21 protein-coding genes are annotated in these 22,385 nt (G+C 71.2%); 4 read left to right on the top strand and 17 right to left on the bottom strand.

Going from position 1 to position 22,385, the window contains the following annotated elements; all coding sequences use genetic code 11:
- The first annotated feature begins 31 nt into the window (after nucleotides 1-31).
- Nucleotides 32-1,333 (top strand): MFS transporter, encoded by a 1,302-nt coding sequence (locus EU555_RS06920; protein WP_135413923.1) that lies wholly within the window; start codon nucleotides 32-34, stop codon nucleotides 1,331-1,333.
- A gap of 18 nt (nucleotides 1,334-1,351) precedes the next feature.
- On the opposite strand, the gene EU555_RS06915 is transcribed toward EU555_RS06920, so the two are convergent.
- From EU555_RS06915 to EU555_RS06870, 12 genes are all read right to left on the bottom strand, one after another.
- The gene (locus EU555_RS06915) at nucleotides 1,352-2,065 is read right to left on the bottom strand and encodes a class I SAM-dependent methyltransferase (RefSeq protein WP_135413922.1); all 714 of its coding nucleotides are present in this window, start codon (nucleotides 2,063-2,065) and stop codon (nucleotides 1,352-1,354) included.
- A gap of 53 nt (nucleotides 2,066-2,118) precedes the next feature.
- Nucleotides 2,119-2,256 carry a hypothetical protein gene (locus tag EU555_RS36060; protein WP_167858468.1) on the bottom strand — a complete coding sequence of 46 codons (138 nt, stop codon included), beginning with the start codon at nucleotides 2,254-2,256 and terminating at the stop codon, nucleotides 2,119-2,121.
- Between the two features lie 132 nt (nucleotides 2,257-2,388).
- Complete coding sequence (locus tag EU555_RS36055; protein ID WP_167858467.1) at nucleotides 2,389-2,535, bottom strand: hypothetical protein; 147 nt, start codon at nucleotides 2,533-2,535, stop codon at nucleotides 2,389-2,391.
- Between the two features lie 898 nt (nucleotides 2,536-3,433).
- Nucleotides 3,434-4,270 carry an S-formylglutathione hydrolase gene (fghA, locus tag EU555_RS06910; protein WP_135413921.1) on the bottom strand — a complete coding sequence of 279 codons (837 nt, stop codon included), beginning with the start codon at nucleotides 4,268-4,270 and terminating at the stop codon, nucleotides 3,434-3,436.
- Nucleotides 4,271-4,338: 68 nt separating this feature from the next.
- Complete coding sequence (locus tag EU555_RS06905; protein ID WP_135413920.1) at nucleotides 4,339-5,472, bottom strand: S-(hydroxymethyl)glutathione dehydrogenase/class III alcohol dehydrogenase; 1,134 nt, start codon at nucleotides 5,470-5,472, stop codon at nucleotides 4,339-4,341.
- Between the two features lie 275 nt (nucleotides 5,473-5,747).
- On the bottom strand, nucleotides 5,748-6,047 hold the full coding sequence (locus tag EU555_RS06900; RefSeq protein WP_135413919.1) for a YciI family protein: 300 nt from the start codon (nucleotides 6,045-6,047) through the stop codon (nucleotides 5,748-5,750).
- A 5-nt stretch (nucleotides 6,048-6,052) separates the two neighbouring features.
- Entirely contained in the window at nucleotides 6,053-6,946 is an 894-nt protein-coding gene (locus tag EU555_RS06895) for an NAD(P)-dependent oxidoreductase (protein WP_135413918.1), read from the bottom strand.
- Nucleotides 6,947-6,957: 11 nt separating this feature from the next.
- Complete coding sequence (locus EU555_RS06890; RefSeq protein WP_135413917.1) at nucleotides 6,958-8,244, bottom strand: MFS transporter; 1,287 nt, start codon at nucleotides 8,242-8,244, stop codon at nucleotides 6,958-6,960.
- A 359-nt stretch (nucleotides 8,245-8,603) separates the two neighbouring features.
- Nucleotides 8,604-10,370 (bottom strand): FAD-dependent oxidoreductase, encoded by a 1,767-nt coding sequence (locus tag EU555_RS06885; protein ID WP_135413916.1) that lies wholly within the window; start codon nucleotides 10,368-10,370, stop codon nucleotides 8,604-8,606.
- 254 nt (nucleotides 10,371-10,624) lie between these two features.
- Nucleotides 10,625-11,488 carry an intradiol ring-cleavage dioxygenase gene (locus tag EU555_RS06880; protein WP_135413915.1) on the bottom strand — a complete coding sequence of 288 codons (864 nt, stop codon included), beginning with the start codon at nucleotides 11,486-11,488 and terminating at the stop codon, nucleotides 10,625-10,627.
- A gap of 55 nt (nucleotides 11,489-11,543) precedes the next feature.
- Nucleotides 11,544-12,608, bottom strand: a complete 1,065-nt coding sequence (locus EU555_RS06875; protein ID WP_135413914.1) for a maleylacetate reductase — start codon at nucleotides 12,606-12,608, stop codon at nucleotides 11,544-11,546.
- A gap of 2 nt (nucleotides 12,609-12,610) precedes the next feature.
- Complete coding sequence (locus EU555_RS06870) at nucleotides 12,611-12,916, bottom strand: Dabb family protein (RefSeq protein ID WP_135413913.1); 306 nt, start codon at nucleotides 12,914-12,916, stop codon at nucleotides 12,611-12,613.
- 111 nt (nucleotides 12,917-13,027) lie between these two features.
- Here EU555_RS06870 and EU555_RS06865 point away from each other — a divergent pair, with 111 nt between their 5' ends.
- Entirely contained in the window at nucleotides 13,028-13,960 is a 933-nt protein-coding gene (locus tag EU555_RS06865) for a LysR family transcriptional regulator (protein ID WP_135413912.1), read from the top strand.
- 715 nt (nucleotides 13,961-14,675) lie between these two features.
- Here the strand turns inward: EU555_RS06865 and meaB are convergent.
- Nucleotides 14,676-15,662: a methylmalonyl Co-A mutase-associated GTPase MeaB gene (meaB, locus tag EU555_RS06860; RefSeq protein ID WP_135413911.1), complete on the bottom strand. Its 987-nt coding sequence runs from the start codon at nucleotides 15,660-15,662 to the stop codon at nucleotides 14,676-14,678.
- A gap of 192 nt (nucleotides 15,663-15,854) precedes the next feature.
- Between meaB and EU555_RS06855 the strand changes: the two genes are divergently transcribed.
- Nucleotides 15,855-16,874 (top strand): alpha/beta hydrolase, encoded by a 1,020-nt coding sequence (locus EU555_RS06855; RefSeq protein ID WP_135413910.1) that lies wholly within the window; start codon nucleotides 15,855-15,857, stop codon nucleotides 16,872-16,874.
- A 107-nt stretch (nucleotides 16,875-16,981) separates the two neighbouring features.
- Entirely contained in the window at nucleotides 16,982-17,230 is a 249-nt protein-coding gene (locus EU555_RS06850; protein ID WP_135413909.1) for a hypothetical protein, read from the top strand.
- A gap of 12 nt (nucleotides 17,231-17,242) precedes the next feature.
- On the opposite strand, the gene EU555_RS06845 is transcribed toward EU555_RS06850, so the two are convergent.
- The 4 genes from EU555_RS06845 to EU555_RS06830 all read right to left on the bottom strand — a co-directional run bounded on the left by EU555_RS06845 (nucleotide 17,243) and on the right by EU555_RS06830 (nucleotide 22,352).
- On the bottom strand, nucleotides 17,243-17,848 hold the full coding sequence (locus EU555_RS06845; RefSeq protein ID WP_135413908.1) for an SOUL family heme-binding protein: 606 nt from the start codon (nucleotides 17,846-17,848) through the stop codon (nucleotides 17,243-17,245).
- An 18-nt stretch (nucleotides 17,849-17,866) separates the two neighbouring features.
- Entirely contained in the window at nucleotides 17,867-18,517 is a 651-nt protein-coding gene (locus EU555_RS06840) for an NAD(P)-dependent oxidoreductase (RefSeq protein WP_135413907.1), read from the bottom strand.
- Nucleotides 18,518-18,900: 383 nt separating this feature from the next.
- On the bottom strand, nucleotides 18,901-19,617 hold the full coding sequence (locus EU555_RS06835) for a PhoH family protein (protein ID WP_135413906.1): 717 nt from the start codon (nucleotides 19,615-19,617) through the stop codon (nucleotides 18,901-18,903).
- Between the two features lie 377 nt (nucleotides 19,618-19,994).
- Nucleotides 19,995-22,352, bottom strand: a complete 2,358-nt coding sequence (locus EU555_RS06830) for an ATP-dependent helicase (RefSeq protein ID WP_135413905.1) — start codon at nucleotides 22,350-22,352, stop codon at nucleotides 19,995-19,997.
- Between the last annotated feature and the right edge of the window lie 33 nt (nucleotides 22,353-22,385).

The raw sequence follows: 22,385 nt of genomic DNA, 5'->3' as shown, positions 1-22,385 counted from the left end.
CACCGACAAGAAGGCCCCGGAGGACACCACGATGACACCGGACGCAAGCCGCGGGAGCGATCTCACCCGCCGCCAATGGCAGATGACGCTGCTCGCGAGCCTCGGCGGCGGGCTCGAATATTACGACTTCATCGTCTACGGGATCTTCGCCAAGGACATCGCCGCGGCGTTCTTCCCGGCGAGCGATCCGGTCGCGGCCCTGACCCTGTCGCTGGCGGTGTTCGCGGTGGGCTACCTCGCGCGGCCGCTCGGCGGCCTGGTGCTGAGCCATTTCGGCGACCGCTACGGCCGCAAGACCGTGTTCGTGGTCACGGTCTTCTCCATGTCGGCCTGCACGCTGGGCATGGGCCTGGTGCCGCCTTACGCCTCCTGGGGCGTGTGGGCGACCCTGCTCCTCGTGACCTTACGCTTCGTGCAGGGCCTGTGCATCGGCGGCGAGCTTCCCGGCGCCATCACCTTCGTGGTCGAGACCGCCTCGCGCCGGCCGGGGCTGGCCTGCGGCATCGTCTTCTGCCTCGTCAATGGCGGGGTGCTGCTCGCCGCCCTCGTCAACCTCGCCCTGCAATCCACCCTGCCCCCCGCCGCGATGGCGGAATACGGCTGGCGCATCGCCTTCCTGTTCGGCGGGGTCGTCGGGCTCGTCAGCTTCGTGCTGCGGCGCTCGCTGGAAGAGACGCCCGAGTTCCTGCGCCTGCAGGACCGCGCCGCCCGCAGCCCGATCGGCGAGGTGCTGCGCCACCATCGCGGCCAGGTCCTCGCCGGCATCGGCATCGTGGCGCTCACCGCCGGCTTCAACGGCATCCTGTTCGCCCACATGCCGGCCTACCTGATCCAGGTCCTCAAGTACCCGCCCAAGACCGTGGCGCTGGCGATGAACGTCGCGCTGTTCGCGATGTCGGCCTCGCTGCTCTTCGCCTCCTTCTTCGCCGACCGGGTGCCGCCGCGCCGGCTGATGCAGGTCTCGGCCCTGGTCATCCTGATCGGGGTAATCCCCGCCTACCAGGTGCTGGCGCGGGGCGACGCGAACCTCTTCCTGGTGCTGCCGCTCCTCACCATGGCGGTCGCCGGCGCCAATGGCAGCTTCGCCTACCTGCTCGCCGGGCTGTTTCCGACCCGGGTCCGCTTCAGCGGCGTCGCGCTCTCGCTCAATATCGGCTTCACGCTGCTCAGCGGCCTGGGGCCGCTGGCCGCCAACGCGCTGATCGGCGCCACCGGCTGGACGGCAGCACCCGGGCTCATCATCGCGGCCTCCGCGCTGATCGGGCTCGTGGTGGCGAGCCGGCTGTCGAACCGGCCGGCGATGCTGGCCGAGGCGGTGCCGGTCTCCGGCTGAGCGCCGCGGCCGGACCGGTCAGCGCCTGCGCCGGGCGATCCAGGCGCCCCAGAACAGGCTGGAGAAGAAGCGCAGGGGCGGCTCGAAGCCGCCCTCGCGGAGCAGGTCGGCGACCGCCTGCTCCGAATGCGGCGGGTCCGCTCCCTGCAGGATCTTCGCCCGCTTGGCCTCGACCTCCTCCGGGCCGGCGCCCTGCTGGCGCCACCGCTCGCCCCAGGCGGCGAGCAGCAGGGGCTGGCTCGCATAGGCCTGGTGGTTGCCGGCGAGGATCAGCGGCGCGCCCGGCCTCAGGCGCCGGGCGATGTCCTGCAGGATCGCGCGCTTGGCGTCGTCGCCGGCCAAGTGGTGGAGCACCCCGATCAGGGTCGCGGCGTCGAAGGCCTCGTCCGGCGGCAGGTCGGAGACCGTGCCGCGCACGATCTCCGTCCGCGCGTCGAGGCCGCTCTCGGCGAGCCGGGCGACCGCGAGGGCCAGCATCGGCCCGGAGGGATCGACCGCGGTGAAGCGCCAATGCGGCTCGAGCGCCGCGGCAGTGACAACCTCCCGGGCGCCGCCACCGGCGCCGGCCACCAGGATCCGCGCCGCGCGGCCCGTGCCGAGCGCGGCGGCAAGCATGCAGGCGGCCAGCTCGTGGCAGGCATCGTAGCCGGCGAGCGCGATGCGGCTCTGCTGCTCGTATTCGCCGGCGCGGGAGGCATCGAATTTCCCGGCGGCGTCGTGCGTTGCGGTCACAGGTCTCGTTCCGGTCGCGGAGCGGGCCCGCGAGTTGGGATAGCCGGCGCGCGTCAGCCCTGCGGGTGCCGCTGGCGCCAGCGCGGGCCGGGGCCGCGCATATAGTGCAGCTCCGGACGGTAGGGATCCTGGAGCGTCGCGATGAGATCCCGCCAACGCTGGGTGAGGCGTCCGACGAAAGCCATCAGCATGGAACTTCCTCCTGCACGCGACTGATTCGCGAAACAAGCCAGGCAGGGATCGTGCCGGCCGAATCTTACGAAACGATTGCGTGCGAGGCTGGTCCGAGGCTTTGGCGAGAGTGCGACGGTGACGTGGACAGGTCAGGGCAGGATCCCGGCGAGCTTCAGGACGCCCGCGACGATCACCGCCAGCACCACGCCCCAGAGATCGAAGGGCATCGCGGCCCACCAGGCGGTGCTCTCCGCCCGCGGCAGCGGGGCGTCCGGCGTCCCTGCGACGTCGTGCATGGTTTTCTCCCTGGGGCCGCGCATCCTCGGGCATCCGTCTCGGGCGGAGGTCCCTGCCGCAACCTACAGCATGACGCCCTGAACGGCAGCAGAAAGGCGGAAATTCGTCCAGGTACTGGCGCTCAAAGATGCGCCGGTCTCGGGAATTGCCTATGCGGTGTGCGAGGCGGATGCCGCGGATGCGGATCCGGTCTCGCCTGGATGTCGCGATCTAGGACTCCCTCGCCGAGGAGGGCCGCCGGAGGCAGACGCGGTGCGGGCGCTCCCCAATCCCCGCGGGCGGTCATCGTGTTCACGCATCTCGCCTGTCCGATGAGGGGCAGTGGGTTGCCCTGACCGGCGTCGGGGTCGGGAGACGCGGTCGCGGCGCGGATGGTCGGGCCGAGGCGGTCGGGCGGCTGCCGCCCGGAAGAAGGAGAGGCCCGCGGCCCGTGTCACCCGCCCTGGTTGCCGGATCGCCACCTGGCCGGCAGCCCGGCGCGCGCGATCTGCTCTCTCGGCGGCGATCGAGCCGCCCGCGCCTCGCCGACCGGGTGGCGCGAGCGCGATGGCTCCTCGCTCTGGTCGGAGAACGGGACGCGCTGCACCGCCTCGCATGGCGCCGAGGTCGGGGCCTCCGGGACCTTCCGCGGGGCCCAGGCGCTCGACCCCGCTCCCGACAGGGCGATCGTCTGCGGCTTCCCCTCGGCGTCATGCGCCCCTATCGACCGTGTCCGCCCGCCGCCGGGCCGCGAGATGACGATCTGAGCGCTCTCCCGGCCCGGCGCGACCGTCGCCCAGCCGTCATGTCATCGCAAATGCAACCTCGTCCTGAGGTGCTGCCGCTCGCGGCAGCACCTCAGGATGGAATCGTGGATGGGACAGGCCGGCCCTCGGAGAGCGATGCAGGCCGGACGCCTTACGCCTTCAGCCGCTCGGCCGCCCAGGCGATGTGGTCGTCCATGAAGGTCGAGATGAAGAAGTAGGAATGGTCGTAGCCCTCGCGCCGGTTGAGGGTCAGGGGGATTCCGGCCTTGGCGCAGGCTTCCTCGAGCAGGTGCGGGCGCAATCCGTCCTCGAGGAACGAATCCGCCATGCCCTGGTCGACCAGGAATTCGGGGAAGCGGCGACCGTCCTCGATCAGCGCCGTCGCGTCGTGGGCGCGCCAGGCCGCGCGGTCCTCGCCGAGGTAGCGGGCGAAGGCCGGCGCCGACCAGCCCGCCGTCGAGGGCTGGACGATGGGCGCGAAGGCGCTGCAGGAGCGGTAGCGCTCCGGATAGGTCAGGGCGAGCGTCAGGGCGCCGTGGCCGCCCATCGAGTGCCCGAGGATGCCCTGGCGCGTCATGTCGACGGGGAAGTTTTTCGCCACGAGGGCGGGCAGCTCCTCGGAGACGTAGGACCACATCCGGTAGTGCTCGGCATAGGGCGCCTGCGTGGCGTCGAGGTAGAAGCCGGCGCCGCAGCCGAACTTCCAGTCGTCGGGATCGTCCGGCACGCCGGGTCCGCGCGGGCTGGTGTCGGGCGCCACGAAGGCGACGCCGTGCCGGGCCGCCGCGCGCCGGTACTCGCCCTTGTCCATCACGTTGGCGTGGGTGCAGGTCAGGCCCGAGAGGTACCACAGCACCGGCACCGGGCCGTCCGCCGCCTGCGGCGGCAGATAGACCGCGAAGGTCATGGGGCAGCGCGTGGTCTCGGCCTGGTGCCGGTAGACGCCCTGCACGCCCCCGTGGGACAGCGCTCTGCTGACGGTCTCCACCCTGGATGCTCCCTGGTTGTTGCGCGGGGTTGGGGGGCGGATCGAACGCCCCCCTGCCCTGTTTCGGCTCAGTAGACGACGACGGACCGGATCGACTTGCCCTCGTGCATGAGGTCGAAGCCGTGGTTGATCTGATCGAGCGGCATGGTGTGGGTGATGAGATCGTCGATGTTGATCTTGCCCTCCATGTACCAGTCGACGATCTTCGGCACGTCGGTCCGGCCGCGGGCGCCGCCGAAGGCCGAGCCCTTCCAGACCCGGCCGGTGACGAGCTGGAACGGCCGCGTCGCGATCTCGCGCCCGGCCTCGGCCACGCCGATGATGATCGACTCGCCCCAGCCGCGGTGGCAGCATTCGAGCGCCTGGCGCATCACGTTGACGTTGCCGGTGCAGTCGAACGAGAAGTCGGCGCCGCCGCCCGTGACGTCGAGGATCGCCTGCACCACCTTGTCGGTGCCGACCTCGTTCGGGTTGATGAAGTGGGTCATGCCGAACTTCTCGGCCATGGCCCGCTTGTCGGGGTTGATGTCGACGCCGATGATCTTGTCGGCCCCGACCATGCGGGCGCCCTGGAGCACGTTGAGGCCGATGCCGCCTAAGCCGAACACCACCACGTTGGCGCCCGGCCAGACCTTGGCGGTGTAGATCACCGCGCCGATCCCGGTGGTGACGCCGCAGCCGATGTAGCAGATCTTGTCGAAGGGGGCGTCCTCGCGCACCTTCGCCACCGCGATCTCGGGCAGCACGGTGAAGTTCGAGAAGGTCGAGCAGCCCATGTAGTGGAAGACGGTGTTCGACCCCGGGCTCGCGCCGGTCGACTCGCAGCGGAAGCGGCTGGTGCCGTCCGGCATCACGCCCTGGCCCTGCGTGGCGCGGATCGCCGTGCAGAGGTTGGTGCGCCGCGACAGGCAGGACTTACAGTTGCGGCACTCGGGCGTGTAGAGCGGGATGACGTGGTCGCCGGGCCTGACCGAGGTCACGCCGGCCCCGACCTCGCGCACGATGCCGGCGCCCTCGTGGCCGAGGATGGCCGGGAACTTCCCCTCCGAATCGAGGCCCGACAGCGTGTAGGCGTCGGTGTGGCAGATGCCGGTGGCCATCACCTCGACCAGCACCTCGCCGGCCTTCGGGCCCTCGATGTCGATGGTCTCGATCGTGAGGGGCTTCTTGGCCTCCCAGGCCACGGCCGCACGCGTCTTCATGATCCCGCTTCCTTTGTCTCGTCCATCCGGTCCGGAGGAGGCGCCCCTTGCTGCGGGCGCCCGTGCTCCCGGTCGCGATCGATGCCCGGGGGTGCATCGTCGGCCGGACCCTCGCTGCCCCTCGCAACCTGCCGGTCGCGCGCTTGCCTGCTAGCATCGCACGAAACGGACCGCGACAGCGGAGCCATTCGGATTTTGGTCCGAGACTTAAGTCCGGGTCCGGGACGGGGCCGGCGCGCGGCCTGCCGTGGCCGGCCACCCGGCGACCGGACCGCTCACCCCGGCGGCAGCGCGACCTGGCGCATCCGGAACGCCGTGACGGCGACGCGCTCCCAGATCCCCGCCGCCTTGAACGGGTCGGCGGCGTGGAAGGCCTCGACCGCCGCCCGGTCGGGGGCCTCGACGATGAACAGGCTGCCGATCATCGTCTCGCCGTCCTCGGCGAGCAGCGGGCCCGAGACCAGGATGCGCACCGGCAGGTCCCCGCCGAGATAGGTCTTGTGCGCCTCGTAATGGGCGAGGCGCCGCTCGACGGCACCGGCATGGTCGAGGGCGTGGATCGCGTAGTGGGGCATCCGATTCACTCCGGTCGGTCGGGCTCGCCGAGGCCGGCTTTGCGCTCGGCGGCCAGCAGGGCGGCGAAGAAGTCGAGGTCGCGCAGGTCGGTGCGGCCTTGCGCGGCGTAGAGGTCGCGCACGAGCGCGGCCACCGGCATCGCGACGCCGGTCGCCTCGCCGGCGGCGACCGCGAGGCTCATGTCCTTGAGCATCTGGGCGACCGAGAAGGCGGGGGTGAAGTCGCGCCGGCGCAGGGGGTCGAGCTTGTAGGCGACGAGCGGCGAGGCGGCGACCGAGGAGCCCAGCACCGCCAGCATCGTCTCCCAGGCGACGCCGCCCTTGCGGGCGAGCGTCAGCGCCTCGGCGGCGATCTGCGCCGTCGAGCCGACGAAGTGGTTGATGGCGAGCTTGAGGTAGCGCGCCTCCTCGGCCGTCCCGACATTGTGGATGGTGCGGGCGAAGGTCGCGAGCAGCGGCCGCGCTCGCTCCAAAGCCGCCTCGGGCCCGGAGCAGAACAGCGTGAGGGCGGCGGCCTCCGCCGTCGCCGTCGAGCCCGAGACCGGGGCGGCGAGGGAGAGGACCCCCCGCGCCTCGGCCGCCCCGCGGATCTCCGCGCTCGTTTCCGGCGAGACGGTGCTGGTCTCGACCAGAACGCTGCCTTCCGCCATCCGGGCGATCAGCCCGTCCGGCCCGAGGGCGACGGCGCGTAACGCCGCGTCGTCGGGCAGGCTGGTGATGACGATCTGGCAGGCCGCGATCCGGTCGAGGTCGGCAGCCTCCGCCCCCGGCACCGCGGCGATCCGGGCGGGGTCGCGGTCGAGGGCGAGGAGCGGGTGACCCGCCGCCGCGAGGTGGCGCGCCAAGTGGCCGGCCATGGGCGCGCCGAGCTTCCCGAGGCCGATCCAGCCTGTGCTCATGAACGGCTCCGTCATGCGGTGAGCGCTTTGCCCTTGGTCTCGGGCAGGAGGAACGCCGCGAAGGCCATGGTGGCGTAGGCCGCCGCCGCGAACAGGCCGATCGCCTGGCCGAGCGGCATCGTGGCCGAGATCACCCCGACCAGGGTCGGGAAGATGGCGCCGATCGCGCGGCCGAAATTGTAGGCGAAGCCCTGGCCGACGCCGCGCACCCGGGTCGGGAACTGCTCGGTGAAGAACGCTCCCATGGCGCTGAACACGCCCGAGGCGAAGAAGCCGAGGGGGAAGCCGAGCACTAGCATCGCGGCGTCGCCGAACGGCACCATCGTGTAGGTCGTCACCACCACGCCCGCCCCGATGGCGAAGACCAGGAAGGTGGCGCGTCGGCCGATCCGGTCGGCGAGGTAGGCGCCCGCGAGGTAGCCGCAGAACGAGCCGACGATCAGCACCGCGAGGTAGCCGCCGGAATTCATCACCGACAGGCCGCGCTCGGTGCGCAGGAAGGTCGGCAGCCAGGTCGTCACCGCGAAGTAGCCGCCCTGCGCCCCAGTGCTCATCAGCGCGCCGAGCAGCGTGATGCGCAGCAGCGGCGGCCGGAAGATCTCGAAGAAGGACGGTTTGTCGCCGGTCGCGGCGATCTGCGCCTGCGAGGCCTTGTAGACCTCCGGCTCCTCGACGTAGCGGCGCAGGAAGAACACCAGGAAGGCCGGCGCGATGCCGACGAAGAACAGGGCCCGCCACGCGGTCTCGGGTGGCATCAGCGAGAAGAACAGGGTGTAGAGGAGCGCGGCGGCGCCCCAGCCGATCGCCCAGCCCGACTGCATGGTGCCGAGCGCCTTGCCGCGGTGCTCCGGCCGGATGGTCTCGCCGAGCAGAACGGCGCCCGCTGCCCACTCGCCGCCGAAGCCGAGGCCCATGAGGGCGCGGGCCGCGAAGAGCTGCTCGAAGCTCTGTGCGAGGCCCGACAGGAAGGTGAAGCCGGCAAACCACAGGATCGCGATCTGCAGGGTGCGCACCCGGCCCCAGCGGTCGGCGAGGAAGCCGGCGAGCCAGCCGCCGATGGCGGAGGTGAGGAGCGCCGCGGTGCCGAGCGCCCCGGCCTCGGCGCGGGTGACGCCCCAGGTGGCGATCAGGGTCGGGATGACGAAGCTGTAGAGCTGGACGTCCATGGCGTCGAGCGCCCAGCCGCCGACGCAGGCGCCGAGCGCCCGCTTCTCCTTGGGCGCGAGCTCCGAGATCCAGATCCCGCCGCTCCCGGCCGGGGCGGCGGCTGTTACCGATGGGGTGGTTATCTCGCTCATGACGGTCTCCTCCCGTTGGTGGATGGTTCCGGATTGCCCCGTTGGCCGGGGTCGTCTTGTTATCGTATCGACGCTCCTGTTCCGTGCACGTCGAATTCTTCATTGTCCCGTGTTTGAAGATGCATACGTCGCGCCGTGTGCATCCTCCTCTCCCCGCGGGCGGGGAGAGGCCTGAGCTCCGAAGGGGCTCAGGGAGCAGCGAACCGCAGGTTCGCCGCGAGGGTGAGGGGGTGCTTCCGGAATTGCCTCATTCGGCACCTCCCCCTCACCCTCGCTTCGGCTCCGCCTGCGCTCACTTCACCCCCGACAAGGGGGGTGAAGTCCTCTCCCCGCCCGCGGGGAGAGGAGACATCCGCGCCCTACTCGGCCGCACGCAGCGCCGGCACGCGGCCTTTCCCGAGCACCTGCCCCACGGCCGCCCCGAGCCCCGCCGCCCCGGCCGCGTCCCGCGCCCGCCAGGCGACGTGCCCGTCCGGCCGCACCAGGATCGCGCCGGATTCCGTGACCTCGCGGAGCGCCGCCCAGTCGCCGAACGGGTCGGCGGTCTCGCGGCCCGGGCCGATCGCCACGACAGGGAGCGCGATTCCGTGCTCCGCGGCGGCGCCTCGCGCCGCCTCGCGCCACGCGGCCTCGCCGCGGATGCCGGTGAGCAGGGTGAAGCGGCCCCGCCCGACGAGGTCGAGGGTCGAGATCCGGCGGCCCGCCCGGTCGGTGAGCCAGGCATGGGGCAGGCGCGCGCCGGGCCAGGTCGTCGCCGCGTAGTAGAGTTCCGGGTCGCGCGGATAGGCAGGCTCGGGCGTGCCGTCCGGCGCCACCGCCGCGGAGGCGTAGCGCCGGTTCATCTCGACGCCGTGGCAGTTGAACTCGTAGCTCTTGGCGGCGATCGCCCGGGAGAGGGCGGCGCGGCAGGCCTCGCCGGCGGGCGTGTCGGCCCCGTGCTCGGCCATGCCGGCGCGCATCGCCTCGGGGTCACCGGCGTCGAAGTTCAGCGCCGAGAAGATCGGGCCGAACTCCTCGATGCTCTTGTTCGCCCGGGTGACGATCTGGCGGCCGACCGGGGCGCGCTCGGCGTCGTAGCTGTCGAGGAGGGCGGGATCGGCCTGGCCCTTCAGCACGAAGGCGAGCTTCCAGGCGAGGTTGTAGGCGTCCTGCACCGAGGTGTTGGAGCCGAGCCCGTTCGACGGCGGATGGCGATGGACCGCGTCGCCCATGCAGAACACCCGGCCTTGCGCGTAGCGGGTGGCATAGAGGTGGTTCACCGTCCAGGTCGAAGTCGACTGGATGCTGATCGGGATCGTCTCGTCGCCGATCAGCGAGCGGGCGATGCGCGTCGCCTCGGCCTCGTCGACCTGGGGTGGCGGCCCGTCGATGTCGTAGCCCCAGACGATCAGCCACTCGTCCCAGGGGCGCACCATCCGCACCAGCCCCATGCCGATGCCGCCGATCTGCGAGCCCGGCTGCAGCACCCAGTAGAGCACGCTCGGGCGGTGCGCGACGTAGCGCGAGAGATCCGCCTTGAACACGATGTTCATCGAGCCGGCGACGCCCATCCGGCCCTCGAACGGCAGGCCGATATCCTCCGCCACCTTCGAGCGGCCGCCGTCGGCGCCGATCAGGTACTTGGCGCGGATGCGGTACTCGTTGCCCGAGAGCCGGTCGCGCACCGTCGCGGTGACGCCGTCCTGGTCCTGCTCAAGCCCGAGATACTCGGTGTCGAAGCGCACCCGCGTGCCGCGCGCCGCCGCGGCGCCGAGCACGACGGGCTCCAGCAGCGTCTGGGGCACGTCGCACATCTTCGAGGGGCTGGCGAGGTCGTAATCGGCCTGCCGGTTCGGATGCGTGCCCCAGGATTGCAGCCGCCCCAGCTCCTCGCCGGCCAGCGAGGTGCAGAACACCGTGTCGCCCATCAGCTCCTGCGGCGCCCCCTGCTGCGCCACCTCGCGCTCGATGCCGAGGTCGCGGAACACCTCCATGGTGCGCTGGTTGGTGATGTGGGCCCGCGGCGTGTCGGCGAGCCAGCGGTACTTGGTGACCAGGATGTTGCGGATGCCGTAGGTCGAGAGCGCGAGGGCGGCGGTCGATCCGGCCGGCCCCGAGCCGACGACGAGAACGTCGGTTTCGATCATGGCGTTGGCTCCCTTGCTTGGCCTTCGGGGATTCGGGGTTTTTCTTGTTGCGGCTTGTCCCGCCCACGACCTCATCCTGAGGTGCACGCGAAGCGTGCCTCGAAGGAGGGCTCCAGGGATCGCAGAGACGTCTGGAACCCTCCTTCGAGGCCGTCGATCAAAGATCGAATCGATCTTCGATCGCCGGTCACCTCAGGATGAGGTCGCGGGTGGGAGAGATCGGATTCCGGTCCGGGCCGAGGTCCGGCCGGCCCTCACTTCGCCTTGAGGCCGAAATCGTAGGCCAGGTGCCGGTACGGCTTGTCCATCTTCCGTCCGTCCGGCGCCGTGCCGGCCGGGTGCTCCGCGAACTCCGCAATGAGCGAGTTCTTCACCCCGAACACCGCGTCGGAATCGAGCCACGGGCTGTCCGCCGCGAAGACGTGGGTGATCAGGGTCTCGTGCCCCTCGGCGCCGATCATGAAATGCACGTGGGCCGGGCGGTTCGGGTGGCGGCCGGTGGCCTTGAGCATGTCGCCGACCGGGCCGTCATCGGGGATCGGGTACCAGGCCGGCACGATGGTCCAGAAATGGAAGCGCCCCTCCGCGTCGGTGCGGAACTGCGCCCGGCCGGCGAGGCCACCGAGTGCATCGAGCTGCTGCACGTCGTAGGCGCCGTCCTCGTCGGCGTGCCAGACATCGACCGTGGCGCCCGCGAGCGGACGGCCGCCGGCCGAGGCGACCGAGCCGGTGACGAGGAGCGGCGTGCCCTCGAGCGGGCCGGCGATGTCCGCGCCGTTCGGCCGCTCGGGCGCCGCCTCGACGTAGAACGGCCCGAGCACCGTCGTCTCGGTCGCGCCCTCCGGCATGCGGTGGTTGATGGCGTCGACCAGCATCGAGACGCCGAGGGTGTCGGAGAGCAGGATGAATTCCTGCCGGTGCTGGTCGCAGAGATGGCCGGTGCGGGTCAGGAAGGCGATGCCGGCCTGCCACTCCTCGAAGGTCAGGTCGACGTCGCGCACGAAGTCGTGCAGGTGGCGCACCAGGCTCGTCACGATCGTCTTCAGGCGCGGGTCCGGCGTGTCGGCGAACCGGTCGACCACCGCCTGGGTGATGGTGTGCTCGTTGAAGTCGCGCATCGGCGAACCTCCCTGTCTGGTCTTGTTGTCTCCCGGGCGTAGGCCCGGTCGTCGCTCAGGCCGCGTCCGGCCGGCGCCCATGATAGGCGTCGTCGAGGAGCCGGCGGATCCCATCGCGCGCGAGGGACCGCGGATTCGGGTAAGGACTCGCCACCGCGGCGTCCGCCGCCCGCTCGAGCCCGGCCTCCGGCATGCCGAGGGCTTCGAGCGCCGTCGGGGCGCCGAGCCGCGCGGCGAGGTCGTAGAGGCCTTGCGCGGCGCTCGAAGCCCCGAGCGCCCGGGCGACCCGCGCCATGGCGTCGGGGACGGCGGGCGCGTTGTAGGCAACCGCGTGCGGCAGCACGACCGTGTGGGTCTCGGCGTGGGGCAGGTCGAAGGTGCCGCCGAGCACGTGGCAGAGCTTGTGGTGCAGCGCCATGCCGACCGTGCCGAGGCAGGCGCCGGCGAGCCAAGCGCCGTAGAGCGCGTCGGACCGCGCCGCGCGATCCTGCGGGTCGGCGACGATGACCGGCAGGGCCCGGGCGAGGGCCCGGATCGCCTCCTCGGCCATCAGCGAGACGATCGGGTTGCGGTCCTCGGCATAGAGCGCCTCGACCGCATGGGCGATGGCGTTCATGCCCGAGGTGGCGCTCAAGGCTACCGGCAACCCGAGCGTCAGGTCGACGTCGTAGACGACCACCTCCGGCAGGATCTTTGGGGATTTCTGCGTCGTCTTGGTGCCGTCCCGGGTCTCGCCCAGGATCGGCGTCATCTCGGACCCCGCATAGGTCGTCGGCACGACGATCTGGTCGAGGTCGGTGCGCAAGGCGAGCGCCTTCGACAGGCCGGTGGTCGAGCCGCCGCCGACGGCCACCAGGCAATCGGCGTCGAGGGCGCGCAGCTGCGCGAGCGCGCCGTCCGTCACCGCGACGGGGGTGTGCATCACGGCGTCTGCGATCACGCCGGCGGCGCGATCCCCGAGGAGGGCGGCCAGCGCCTCGGCCTGGCCGCGTTGCGGCGGGGTCGCCAGCACCACCGCGCGCTTCCGCCCGAGGCGCTCCATCTCGTCGCCGACCTTGGCGAGCGTGCCGTGGCCGAAGACCACGCGGGTCGGCAGGCCGGGGAAGCGGAACGGCTCCATGGTCAGGCCCCCACCGCGTAATCGACCTGGTGGCGGGTGATCCGCAGGCCCTCGATCTCCGCCCGCACCCGCCCGTGCTCGGGATGGTCGCGGTAGCGGTCGAGGGCGGCGTCCGAATCGAACTCGCTGTAGAGCACTACGTCGCAGGCGTACTCGATCCGGCTGCGGTCGAGGCCCACCTCGATGTGCAGGAGGCCCGGGATCTTGCCGCGCAGGCCCTCGAAGGCGCTGCGGATGCGCTCGGCATTGCCCGCCCGCTCGTCCGGCGAGGCGCCGGCCACCCGCCACATCACGATGTGCTTGATCATGGCGTCCCTCCCCGCGGCGCCCTCCGGCGCCGTCAGGGAGATTTTTAAGTTTTTCGCGGGCACCGCATAAGATGACCCGATCGTGAATCACTTTTGCGCAGAGCGAGACAAATGGACCGGCTCGGCCAGCTCGATCTCCTGGTGGCGGTGGCGGAGGCCGGCAGCATCAGCGGCGCCGCCCAGGCCCGCGGCCTCTCGGTCGCCGCGGCGAGCCGCACCCTGGCGGCGCTGGAGGAGCGCCTCGGCGTGCTGCTGGTCCGGCGCAGCACCCGCACCCTCTCGCTCACCGACGAGGGCGCCAAGCTGCTTACCCGCGCCCGCGGCATCCTGGCCGACGTCGCCGACAGCGAGGCGGAGGTGACGGGGGCGGTCCTCGCCCCGAGCGGGCTCCTGCGGGTCAGCGCGTCGCTGTCCTTCGGGCTCCTGCACATCGCGCCGCGCCTGCCGGCCTACCACGCGCGCTATCCCAACGTGCGCGTCCACGTCGAGATCTCGAACCGCTACGTCGACCTGATCGATGCCGGCATCGACGTCGCGATCCGCACCCGCGAGTTCGAGCCCGACCGCGCCATCACCATCCGGCGCCTCGCCGAGACGCGGCGCATCCTGACCGCCTCCCCGTCCTACCTCGCGGCCCACGGGATCCCGGCCCACCCGCACGACCTCGCGCGGTACGCGCTGCTTCTCTACGTCTATGCCAACAACCCCAACGAGCTGAGCTTCACCCGCGGGGACGAGACGGTGCGGGTGCCGGCCCACGGCCTGCTCGAATCGAACGATGGCCAGATCCTGCGCGCCGCAGCGCTCAACGGCATGGGGATCCTGGTGCAGCCGACCTACATCGTCCACGACGACGTCGCGGCCGGGCGCCTGGTGCCGGTGCTCGACGAGTGGGACTTGCCGCGGCTGCGCATCAACTTCGCCTATCCGACCCGCAAGCACCTCTCGGCCAAGGTGCGCTCGTTCATCGCCTTCATAGCGGCAGAGTTCGAGGCGAACGACTATGCCGGCCGCTGGACCCGGATGCCCTGCCGGTCATGCTGAGATCCGCATCCGGCTGCCCGGCCGCTCTCATCGGCGCGCGAGCACATGACTTGACGAGGTAGCAACTGAGAGCCTTTTTTGATTGGCTCCCAAAGATTTTACAGCCTCAGAGTCATTCCCGGACCGCACAGCGGAGCCCGGAGTCCAGATGCGCTGAAGGTACGGAGAAAAGCGGACCGCGTCCCGCTTCATCCAGAATGACCTGAGTGTCTGGATTCCGGGCTCCGCTGCGCGGCCCCGGAATGACACTGAACTCTTCAATAATTATGATATTATCAAGATACTGTCGCAACACAAAACCACAGATGTAATATGGGCCCCGCTTGATCTGTTCTAATAAAATAAAGCGCTCCCCCCTCTCCCGCGTGGGCTTGCAGATTCACACATCGCTTTTGAAGTCCAACCCTTTGTAAAAGCGCGCACTTCCCCTCCCCCTTGTGGGGAGGGGATAGGGGTGGGGGTGGTGCAGAAGGCACCGCACAGCTCAACGCGGCACCACCCCCACCCCCTTACCCCTCCCCACAAGGGGGAGGGGAGGCGCGCTCCCTTCAATGGGGAGAGCAATCAGACCGGGTTGTGTGAATGCGATAGCCCGTGTGGGAGAGGGGATCCCGCGCTTGAAGCGCGTCGGTGCCGATCAAGCCGAGCTCGTACGACCGCCCCCCCCATCGCCGCACTGTCGGGAACCGCAGCACGCGGTCAGGGTCGAAAAACGCTACGCCCTGTCGAGGCCGACCAGCTCGGCGATCAGGTCCGCACCGGCGGCCGGCGAGCGCTCCCCCGCCGCCACCCTCCGCTCGGCCTCCGCCGTCCGCCGGCGCACCTCGGCGCTGCCGGTGAGGCGCTGGTGCAGGCGCTCGTGGACCAGGGCCCACATCCACTTCACGTCCTGGCTCCGGCGCCTGGCCGCGATCTCGCCGGACGCCGTGAGCTTGCGGCGGTGGTCGAGCACCGCCTCCCACAGGGCGTCGAGGCCCTGGCCCGACAGCCCCGAGATCGTCGTCACCGGCGGCGTCCAGGTGGCGCTCGCCGGCGTCAGGATGTGGAGCGCCGCCCGGTACTCGGCGGCGGCGGCGGTGGCCCGCCGCATCCCCTCCTCGCCGTCGGCCTTGTTGACCGCGATCATGTCGGCGAGTTCGAGGATGCCCTTCTTGATGCCCTGCAACTCGTCGCCGGCGCCGGGCAGCATCAGCACCAGGAAGAAGTCGGTGAGGTCGGCGACCGCGGTCTCGGACTGGCCGACGCCGACGGTCTCGACCAGCACCACGTCGAAGCCGGCCGCCTCGCAGAGCAGCATCGTCTCGCGGGTCTTGGCCGCCACGCCCCCGAGTGTGCCGGAAGAGGGCGAGGGCCGGATGAAGGCGTTCGGATCGACGGCGAGCCGCGCCATCCGGGTCTTGTCGCCGAGGATCGAGCCGCCGGTGCGCGACGAGCTCGGGTCGACCGCCAGCACCGCGACCTTGTGGCCCCGCGCCGTCAGGTTCGCCCCCAGCGCGTCGATGGTGGTCGACTTGCCTACCCCCGGCACGCCCGTGATGCCGACCCGCACCGCCTTCCCCGCATGCGGCAGGGCCGCGTCGAGGAGGTCGCGGGCGGCGGCCCGGTGGTCGGCCCGCTTCGACTCGACCAGCGTGATGGCGCGGGCGAGGGCGGCGCGGTTGCCGGCGAGAAGCTGGGCGAGGTCGGGGGCCGGAACGGTCATGCCCGCCTTTCTGCCGGCTCGCCGCCCGCCCGTCGAGGCCCCGCCCTGTGGATGGCGGCCCGCCGGCCGTGACCTCCGGGCAACAGGCGCGAGGATGCCCGGGCACGACGCCATGCGGTCACGCTCCTGCCGCATCGCGGGCCTGAAAGCCGTGGCGAACGGCCGGCCGGGCCGGAACCGAAACGGGACGCCATGACACTGAGAGCCGCGCCGACGCGCCGGGGCCTTGCCCGCCTCGGCTTCTCCGCCCTCGCCAGCCTGTCGCTGGGCGGCTGCCTCGGCGAGGGCCTGCTCGGCGAGCCACTCCCTGAGCGGCAATCGGCCCTCGACGTCAGCCCGGTGCTCCTCGTCGCCACGACCCGCCGCCCGGCCGATCCGGCCGGCCGCCCGCCCTACTTCACCGACCAGCGCGGCCGCGGCCTCGCCTTCGCGTCCGTGCGCCTGTCGGCGCCCGACCGCTCGCTGATCGGCAAGGTCTCGTCGGTGGTGACGGGCGATTGGCGCATCGCCGCGTCGCCCCGGGTCGTCACCGGCCCCGAGGCCGCCACCGCCTTCGCGGAAGCGGCGCTCGGGCGCGACGTTCTCATCTACGTCCACGGCTACCGCGAATCGTTCGAGACCGCGGCGGTGAGCGCGGCGCAGCTCTCCGACGGCATCCGCTTCCGCGGGGTCTCCGGCCTGTTCAGCTGGCCGTCCGCCGGCAAGACCTTCGATTACGGCTACGACCGCGAGAGCGCCCTGTGGTCGCGGGACGCCTTCGAGGACCTGCTGCGGGCGCTCGCCACCGCGCAGGGCGGGCGCATCCACATCGTCGCCCACTCGATGGGCACGCTCCTCACCCTCGAGACCCTGCGCATGCTGCGGGCCGATGCCGGCGAGGCGGCCCTCGACCGGATCGGCGCCGTGGTTCTGGCCGCGCCCGACATCGACATCGACCTCTTCACCAACGGCATCGAGCGCCTGGGCACCGCGGCGCAGAAGATCACGGTGATCTCCTCGACCAACGACCGGGCGCTCGAATTGTCGAGCACCATCGCGGGCGGCGTCATCCGGGCCGGGGCGGCGGATCGCAGCCGCCTCGAGGCGCTCGGCGTGCGGGTCGCCGACGCCTCGGATTACGGCAGCGGCCTCATCAACCACGACCTGTTCCTGTCGAACGTCGAGGTGCAGCAGGTGATCAAGCGGGCAGTGGCGCGGGCCGACGGGCGCTGATCGCCGTCGCGGAATTTTTCGGCAGGCCCGCAAAGGATCCGGAATGGCCGGCGCGTCTCAGTTTCGGGGCGCCGCGGACGTTACGCCCCGCGATCAGGGAGGCCACCATGCCCACGACACGCGTTTCTCTGGGGCTCCTGACGACCCTCCTGCTTTCGGCCGGAAGTCCTGCCGTGGCGGGGGATGCCGTCAAGCCGTCCGGCCCGGCCTCCGCTCCCGCGCAAAGCACTTTCGCGCGCGACCTGGTGGCCGCCCGGCAGGCGAACGCGAAGGCGCAAGCCGAGGGGCGCCCCTCGGTCTGGATGCTGCTCCCGGCACCCGCCGCGAAGCCGGTCCGCGCGCCCGTCGGCGAGTGAGGCCGGACGCGGTCACTGGGCGTCCAGCCGCACCGCGACCTCGTTGCGCCGCAGGAACGGCAGCGCGAAGGGCGGGTCGTAGCCCATGAAGAACGGCGGCGCGGCGGGTTTGCGGCCGGCGGCCCGCAGCACCTCCGTCAGGATCCGCTCCTGCTCGGCCCGGGCTTCCGGCGTGATCCGGCCGGAAAAGCGCAGGGCCGCGATCCGCTCCGGCGGCACCGCGACCAGGCGCACGCCGGCCTCGGTCGGGGCGGGCGCGCCGGCCGCCGCGACGGCGTGCGGCAGGAAGAACCGTATCGTGCCGCCGGTGCCCTGCTCGACCGGGACCGTCATCGCGATGCGCTGCCCGCCCGCCTCTACGGGCGCCGTCATGGCGATGCGGTCGCCGGCCCGGTTGGCGCCGGTGATGTAGCGAAACAGCCGCCCGAACGCCTCGCCGTCGCCCTGGCCGCGCGCGTCGGTCTCGACGGCCAGGCGCGCCTCGTAGGCGCGGATCTCGACGCCGCGGTCGAGCCGCTCGACGACCGCGTAGCGGGGCTGGTCGTAGAACGACCGGATCCCGAACACCCCGAGGAAAGATTCGATCAGGGTGACGGCGTAGTAGAGGATCCTGTCCATCGGGCGCGGTCCGGCGCGTCAGAGCGGCAGCGCGTGGCTGATCAGCACGACGGCGCGCCCGACATGGCCGCCCTCCGCGATCTCGCGGACGATGAACTGCGCCACGTCGGCCCGGGCGATCAGCCCGTTCCTCCACGACGACTTCCGGTCGAGCACCTGGTAGCGCCCTGTCGCCGCACCGCCGGTGAGCACGCCGGGGCGGACGAAGGTCCAGTCCAGGGACGAGCGGCGGATGCGCATTTCCTGGGCATCCTTGTCGTCGTAGGCGCGCCCGAAGACGAGGCGGAACGGCAGGCGCTGCAGCGGGCTGATCGCCGCGCGGCTGTCGCCGGTGCCGAAGCCCGTGACCGCCACCAGCCGGCGCACGCCCGCCTGCTCCATCGCCGGCACGAGCACGTTGGTCGCGTCCGAGAACAGCCGCACCGGCCCGAGCAGGTCGCGGACCGGGACCCCGAGGGCCTGCACCACGGCGTCGACGCCTTCGAGCGCGCCGGCGATGTCGGGCGCCGACAGGGCGTCGCCGGGGAAGCGTTCGAGGTTGGGATCGGACAGGGCGATCTTGCCGGCCGAGCGGGCAAAGGCCCGCACCCGGTGCCCCGCGACGAGCGCCGCCTTGACCGTCTCCAGGCCGATGCCCTGGCTGGCGCCGATGACGAGGAGATGGGCCATGGATGCGTCCTGGATCTGCGTGGGGCGGCAGACCCTAGAAACGCTCGCCGGCGAGATGGTTGCTCGCGCTGCGGCAGATTTCCGGCCGAGCCGGAGCGCAGGCGACGGAGCTGCCGGATTCGACGAGGGGGGGACCCTGCTGCGCACATCAATGCACCGACATCCGGTTCAAGACCTCGTCCTGAGCGCCTGTCCGATGGGCCCCTGCAGGAGAAACATTCATCACGTACGTCCGGGGCCGCGCAGAGGATCTGCATCGTCATTGCCGGATCAAACCTCAGATCACGGTCAAGTCACCCGTGCAGACACTCTCCCTGGCCAGCAAGACGGACCGGCCGCCATCCCCGCCTGCCCGGCCGTCCGGCCGGGCAGGCGGGGACGTGTCACACCCGCGCCTCCTCGAAGGCCCGCACCCATTCCGCACAGATGCCCGAGCGCACGATGTCGTCGAGGCCGAACTCGACGATCGGGATCGGCATCATCCGGCTCTTGACCAGGTGGATCACGGTGCGCAGCCCCGAGGTCTCGCGCAGGTCGGTCTGCGAGACGTCGCCGTTGATGATGACCTGGGTGTCGTCGCCGATCCGGGTCAGGAACATCTTGATCTCGGCGGGGGTGGTGTTCTGGGCCTCGTCGAGGATCACCAGGCAGTTCTTGAAGGTGCGGCCGCGCATCACCTCGAAGGGCACGACCTCGATGTCGCCGGCCTTCACGGCGATCTCGAAGGCACCCTCGCCCATGCGCTCCTTCATGGTCTCGGTGAGGGGGGCGACCCAGGGGGCGATCTTCTCCTCGAGGCTGCCGGGAAAGTATCCGAGGGAGCGACCGGAGGGCACGTTCGGCCGGGTGATCACCACCTTGGCGACGCGGCGCTGGCGCAGAAGGTCGGCGGCGCGGGTTCCGGCGATGTAGGTCTTGCCGGTACCGGCGGGGCCGAGAACGATGACTTGCGGGTGGGACCCGAGGGCTTCCAGATACTCGGCCTGACGGGCCGTCATCGGCTGAATCGGTGGCGGATTACGCTCTTCCTCGAAGCGGGTGCGGTGCACCCGGATCGGGCGGTCATCGACCAGTTCAAGTCGTGCGCGTCGTCTCTTCATGGATCAACACTCCCACTGGACTTGCGGTGCCGACTATCGTGTGCCCTCTCGTGTCCCAGATCTCCTTTGTTCTTCTGAACGACTCAAAGCCTCACGGGCCGCAACGGTTCCAGGCGGGGTTGACGCAGGCGGTGGACAAGTCCGCCCCGTCGCCCAGCAGGGTAAGCAGCCGATGATGAACGAGCAATTCTCGCGCCGCACCATGAACCGCCGAAAAATGCGCACGCGGTGCGGAGCGACGGAGGAGTGATGAAAACCACACAGGAGCGGGGGGATGCAGCGGGACGTCGGCGCGGTCGCGAACCCGCGGGCCGGAGGAGGTCGCCACCTGATCGCCGCTCCCGGTCTGGCGCGGGCGGGGCCCGCGCGGGACGGCCTCAGCCCGGCTGGACGAAGCTGTCGAGGACCATCTTCCGGCCGGCCTTGTCGAAGTCAACGGTGAGCTTGTTGCCGTCGACGGCCGCCACCGAGCCCGGTCCGAATTTGGTGTGGAAGATGCGCGCGCCCGCCTCGTAGGCCGAGGGCGTGCCGGTGGACTTCGCCACCAGCGTGCCCTCGATCTGCTGCGGACCGCGCCGCCCAGGCGACGTCCCGCGCCCTCCCCCACCGAACCGATCCTGATTGTAGCGATCCTGGCCCGCGGTCTGGGCCTGCGCCCGCTGCCAGCCCGGCGTGGCGTAGGACGAGCCGAAGGCCGGGGCCTGCCGGTCGAACCGCGAGGGACCCTGCGCAAAGCTCGCCGGCGCGTCGAGCACGGCGACGCTCGCCTCGGGCAACTCGTCGATGAAGCGGCTCGGCACGGTCGAGGACCACAGGCCGTGGATGCGGCGGTTGACCGCGAACGAGATCTTGGCCCGCTTGCGCGCCCGGGTCAGGCCGACATGGGCGAGCCGCCGCTCCTCCTCCAGGCCCGCCCGCCCGCTCTCGTCGAGGGCACGCTGGTTGGGAAACAGGCCGTTTTCCCAGCCGGGGAGGAAGACCGTGTCGAACTCGAGGCCCTTCGCCGCGTGGAGCGTCATCAGGCTCACCCGGTCGCCGCCCTCCGCTTCGTTCGCGTCCATCACCAGGGAGACGTGCTCGAGGAAGCCGGCGAGATCCGGAAACTCCTCCATCGAGCGCACCAGCTCCTTCAGGTTCTCGAGCCGGCCGGCGGCGTCGGCGGTGCGCTCCTTCTGCCACATCTCGGTGTAGCCGGATTCCTCCAGGATCGTCTGCGCCACCTCCGTGTGCGGCTGGTCCTCCAGGAGCTTGGCCCAGCGGGAGAAGCTCTGGCACAGGGCGCGCAGGGTCGAGCGGGGCTTGGGCTTGAGCTCCTCGGTCTCGCTCATCATGCGGGCGGCCTGGAGCAGCGGCACCTTGGCGCGGCGCGCCAATCCGTGCAGCGCCTGCAAGGTCGCGTCGCCCAGGCCGCGCTTCGGCGTATTGAAGATCCGCTCGAAGGCGAGGTCGTCGGAGCCGTTGGCGACGATGCGCAGATAGGCCAGCGCGTCGCGGATCTCGGCCCGCTCGTAGAAGCGGGGGCCGCCGACGACGCGGTAGGGCAGGCCGAGCTGGACGAAGCGGTCCTCGACCTCGCGCATCTGGGCCGAGATGCGCACCAGGACGGCGATCTCCGCGAGCTTGTGGCCCCTGGCCTGCAGGCTCTCGATCTCCTCGCAGACGAGGCGCGCCTCCTCCTCCGAATCCCACGCGCCCGTGACCGTGACCTTCTCGCCCTCCGGGCTGTCGGTGCGCAGGGTCTTGCCGAGCCGCCCCTCGTTGTGGGCGATGAGCCGCGAGGCGGCGGCCAGGATGTGGCCGGTCGAGCGGTAGTTGGTCTCCAGCCGCACCACCAGGGCGCCCGGGAAGTCGTGCTCGAAGCGCAGGATGTTGTCGACCTCGGCGCCGCGCCAGCCGTAGATCGACTGGTCGTCGTCGCCGACGCAGGCGACGTTGCGGTGCCCCTGCGCCAGCAGGCGCAGCCAGAGGTACTGGGCGACGTTGGTGTCCTGGTACTCGTCGACCAGGATGTAGCGGAAGCGCTGCTGATAGCTGGTCAGGACATCCGGGTTCTCGCGCCACAGCCGCAGGCAGAGCAGCAGGAGGTCGCCGAAATCGACCGCGTTGAGGGATTTCAGGCGCTCCTGGTAGGCGGCGTAGAGCGTGCCGCCCTTGCCGAAGCCGAAGGCGCCGGCCTCCCCGGCCGGGACCTGCTCGGGGGAGAGGCCGCGGTTCTTCCAGCCGTCGATGGTGCCGGCGAGGCTGCGGGCCGGCCAGCGCTTCTCGTCGAGGTCGGCCGCCGCGATGACCTGCTTCAAGAGCCGCAGCTGGTCGTCGGTGCCGAGGATGGTGAAGTCGGAGCGCAGGCCGACGAGCTCGGCGTGGCGGCGCAGGATCTTGGTGCCGATGGCGTGGAAGGTGCCGAGCCACGGCATCCCTTCGCCTGCCGGCCCGATCAGCGCGCCGATGCGCTCCTTCATCTCCCGGGCGGCCTTGTTGGTGAAGGTCACCGCCAGGATGTCGAAGGGCCGGGCGCGGCCGGTGGCGATCAGGTGGGCGATGCGGGTGGTCAGCACCCGGGTCTTGCCGGTGCCGGCGCCGGCCAGCACCAGAACCGGCCCCTCCGCCGCCTCGACGGCGCGGCGCTGCTCGGGGTTGAGACCGGCGAGGTAGGGCGCGTCCTGCGGCACGATGGCGGCGCGGGCGCGGGCGGAGATCGAGGTGGTGGCGGTCCCGGCCGGGATGTCGCGAGTCATGCCTGCATCACTGGACCAAAACGCGAACGGCGT

The organism is Methylobacterium nonmethylotrophicum (assembly GCF_004745635.1).
GTDB lineage: Bacteria > Pseudomonadota > Alphaproteobacteria > Rhizobiales > Beijerinckiaceae > Methylobacterium > Methylobacterium nonmethylotrophicum.
The sequence above is the reverse complement of the archived record's forward strand: the minus strand, read 5'-3'. Positions and strand labels throughout refer to the sequence as shown.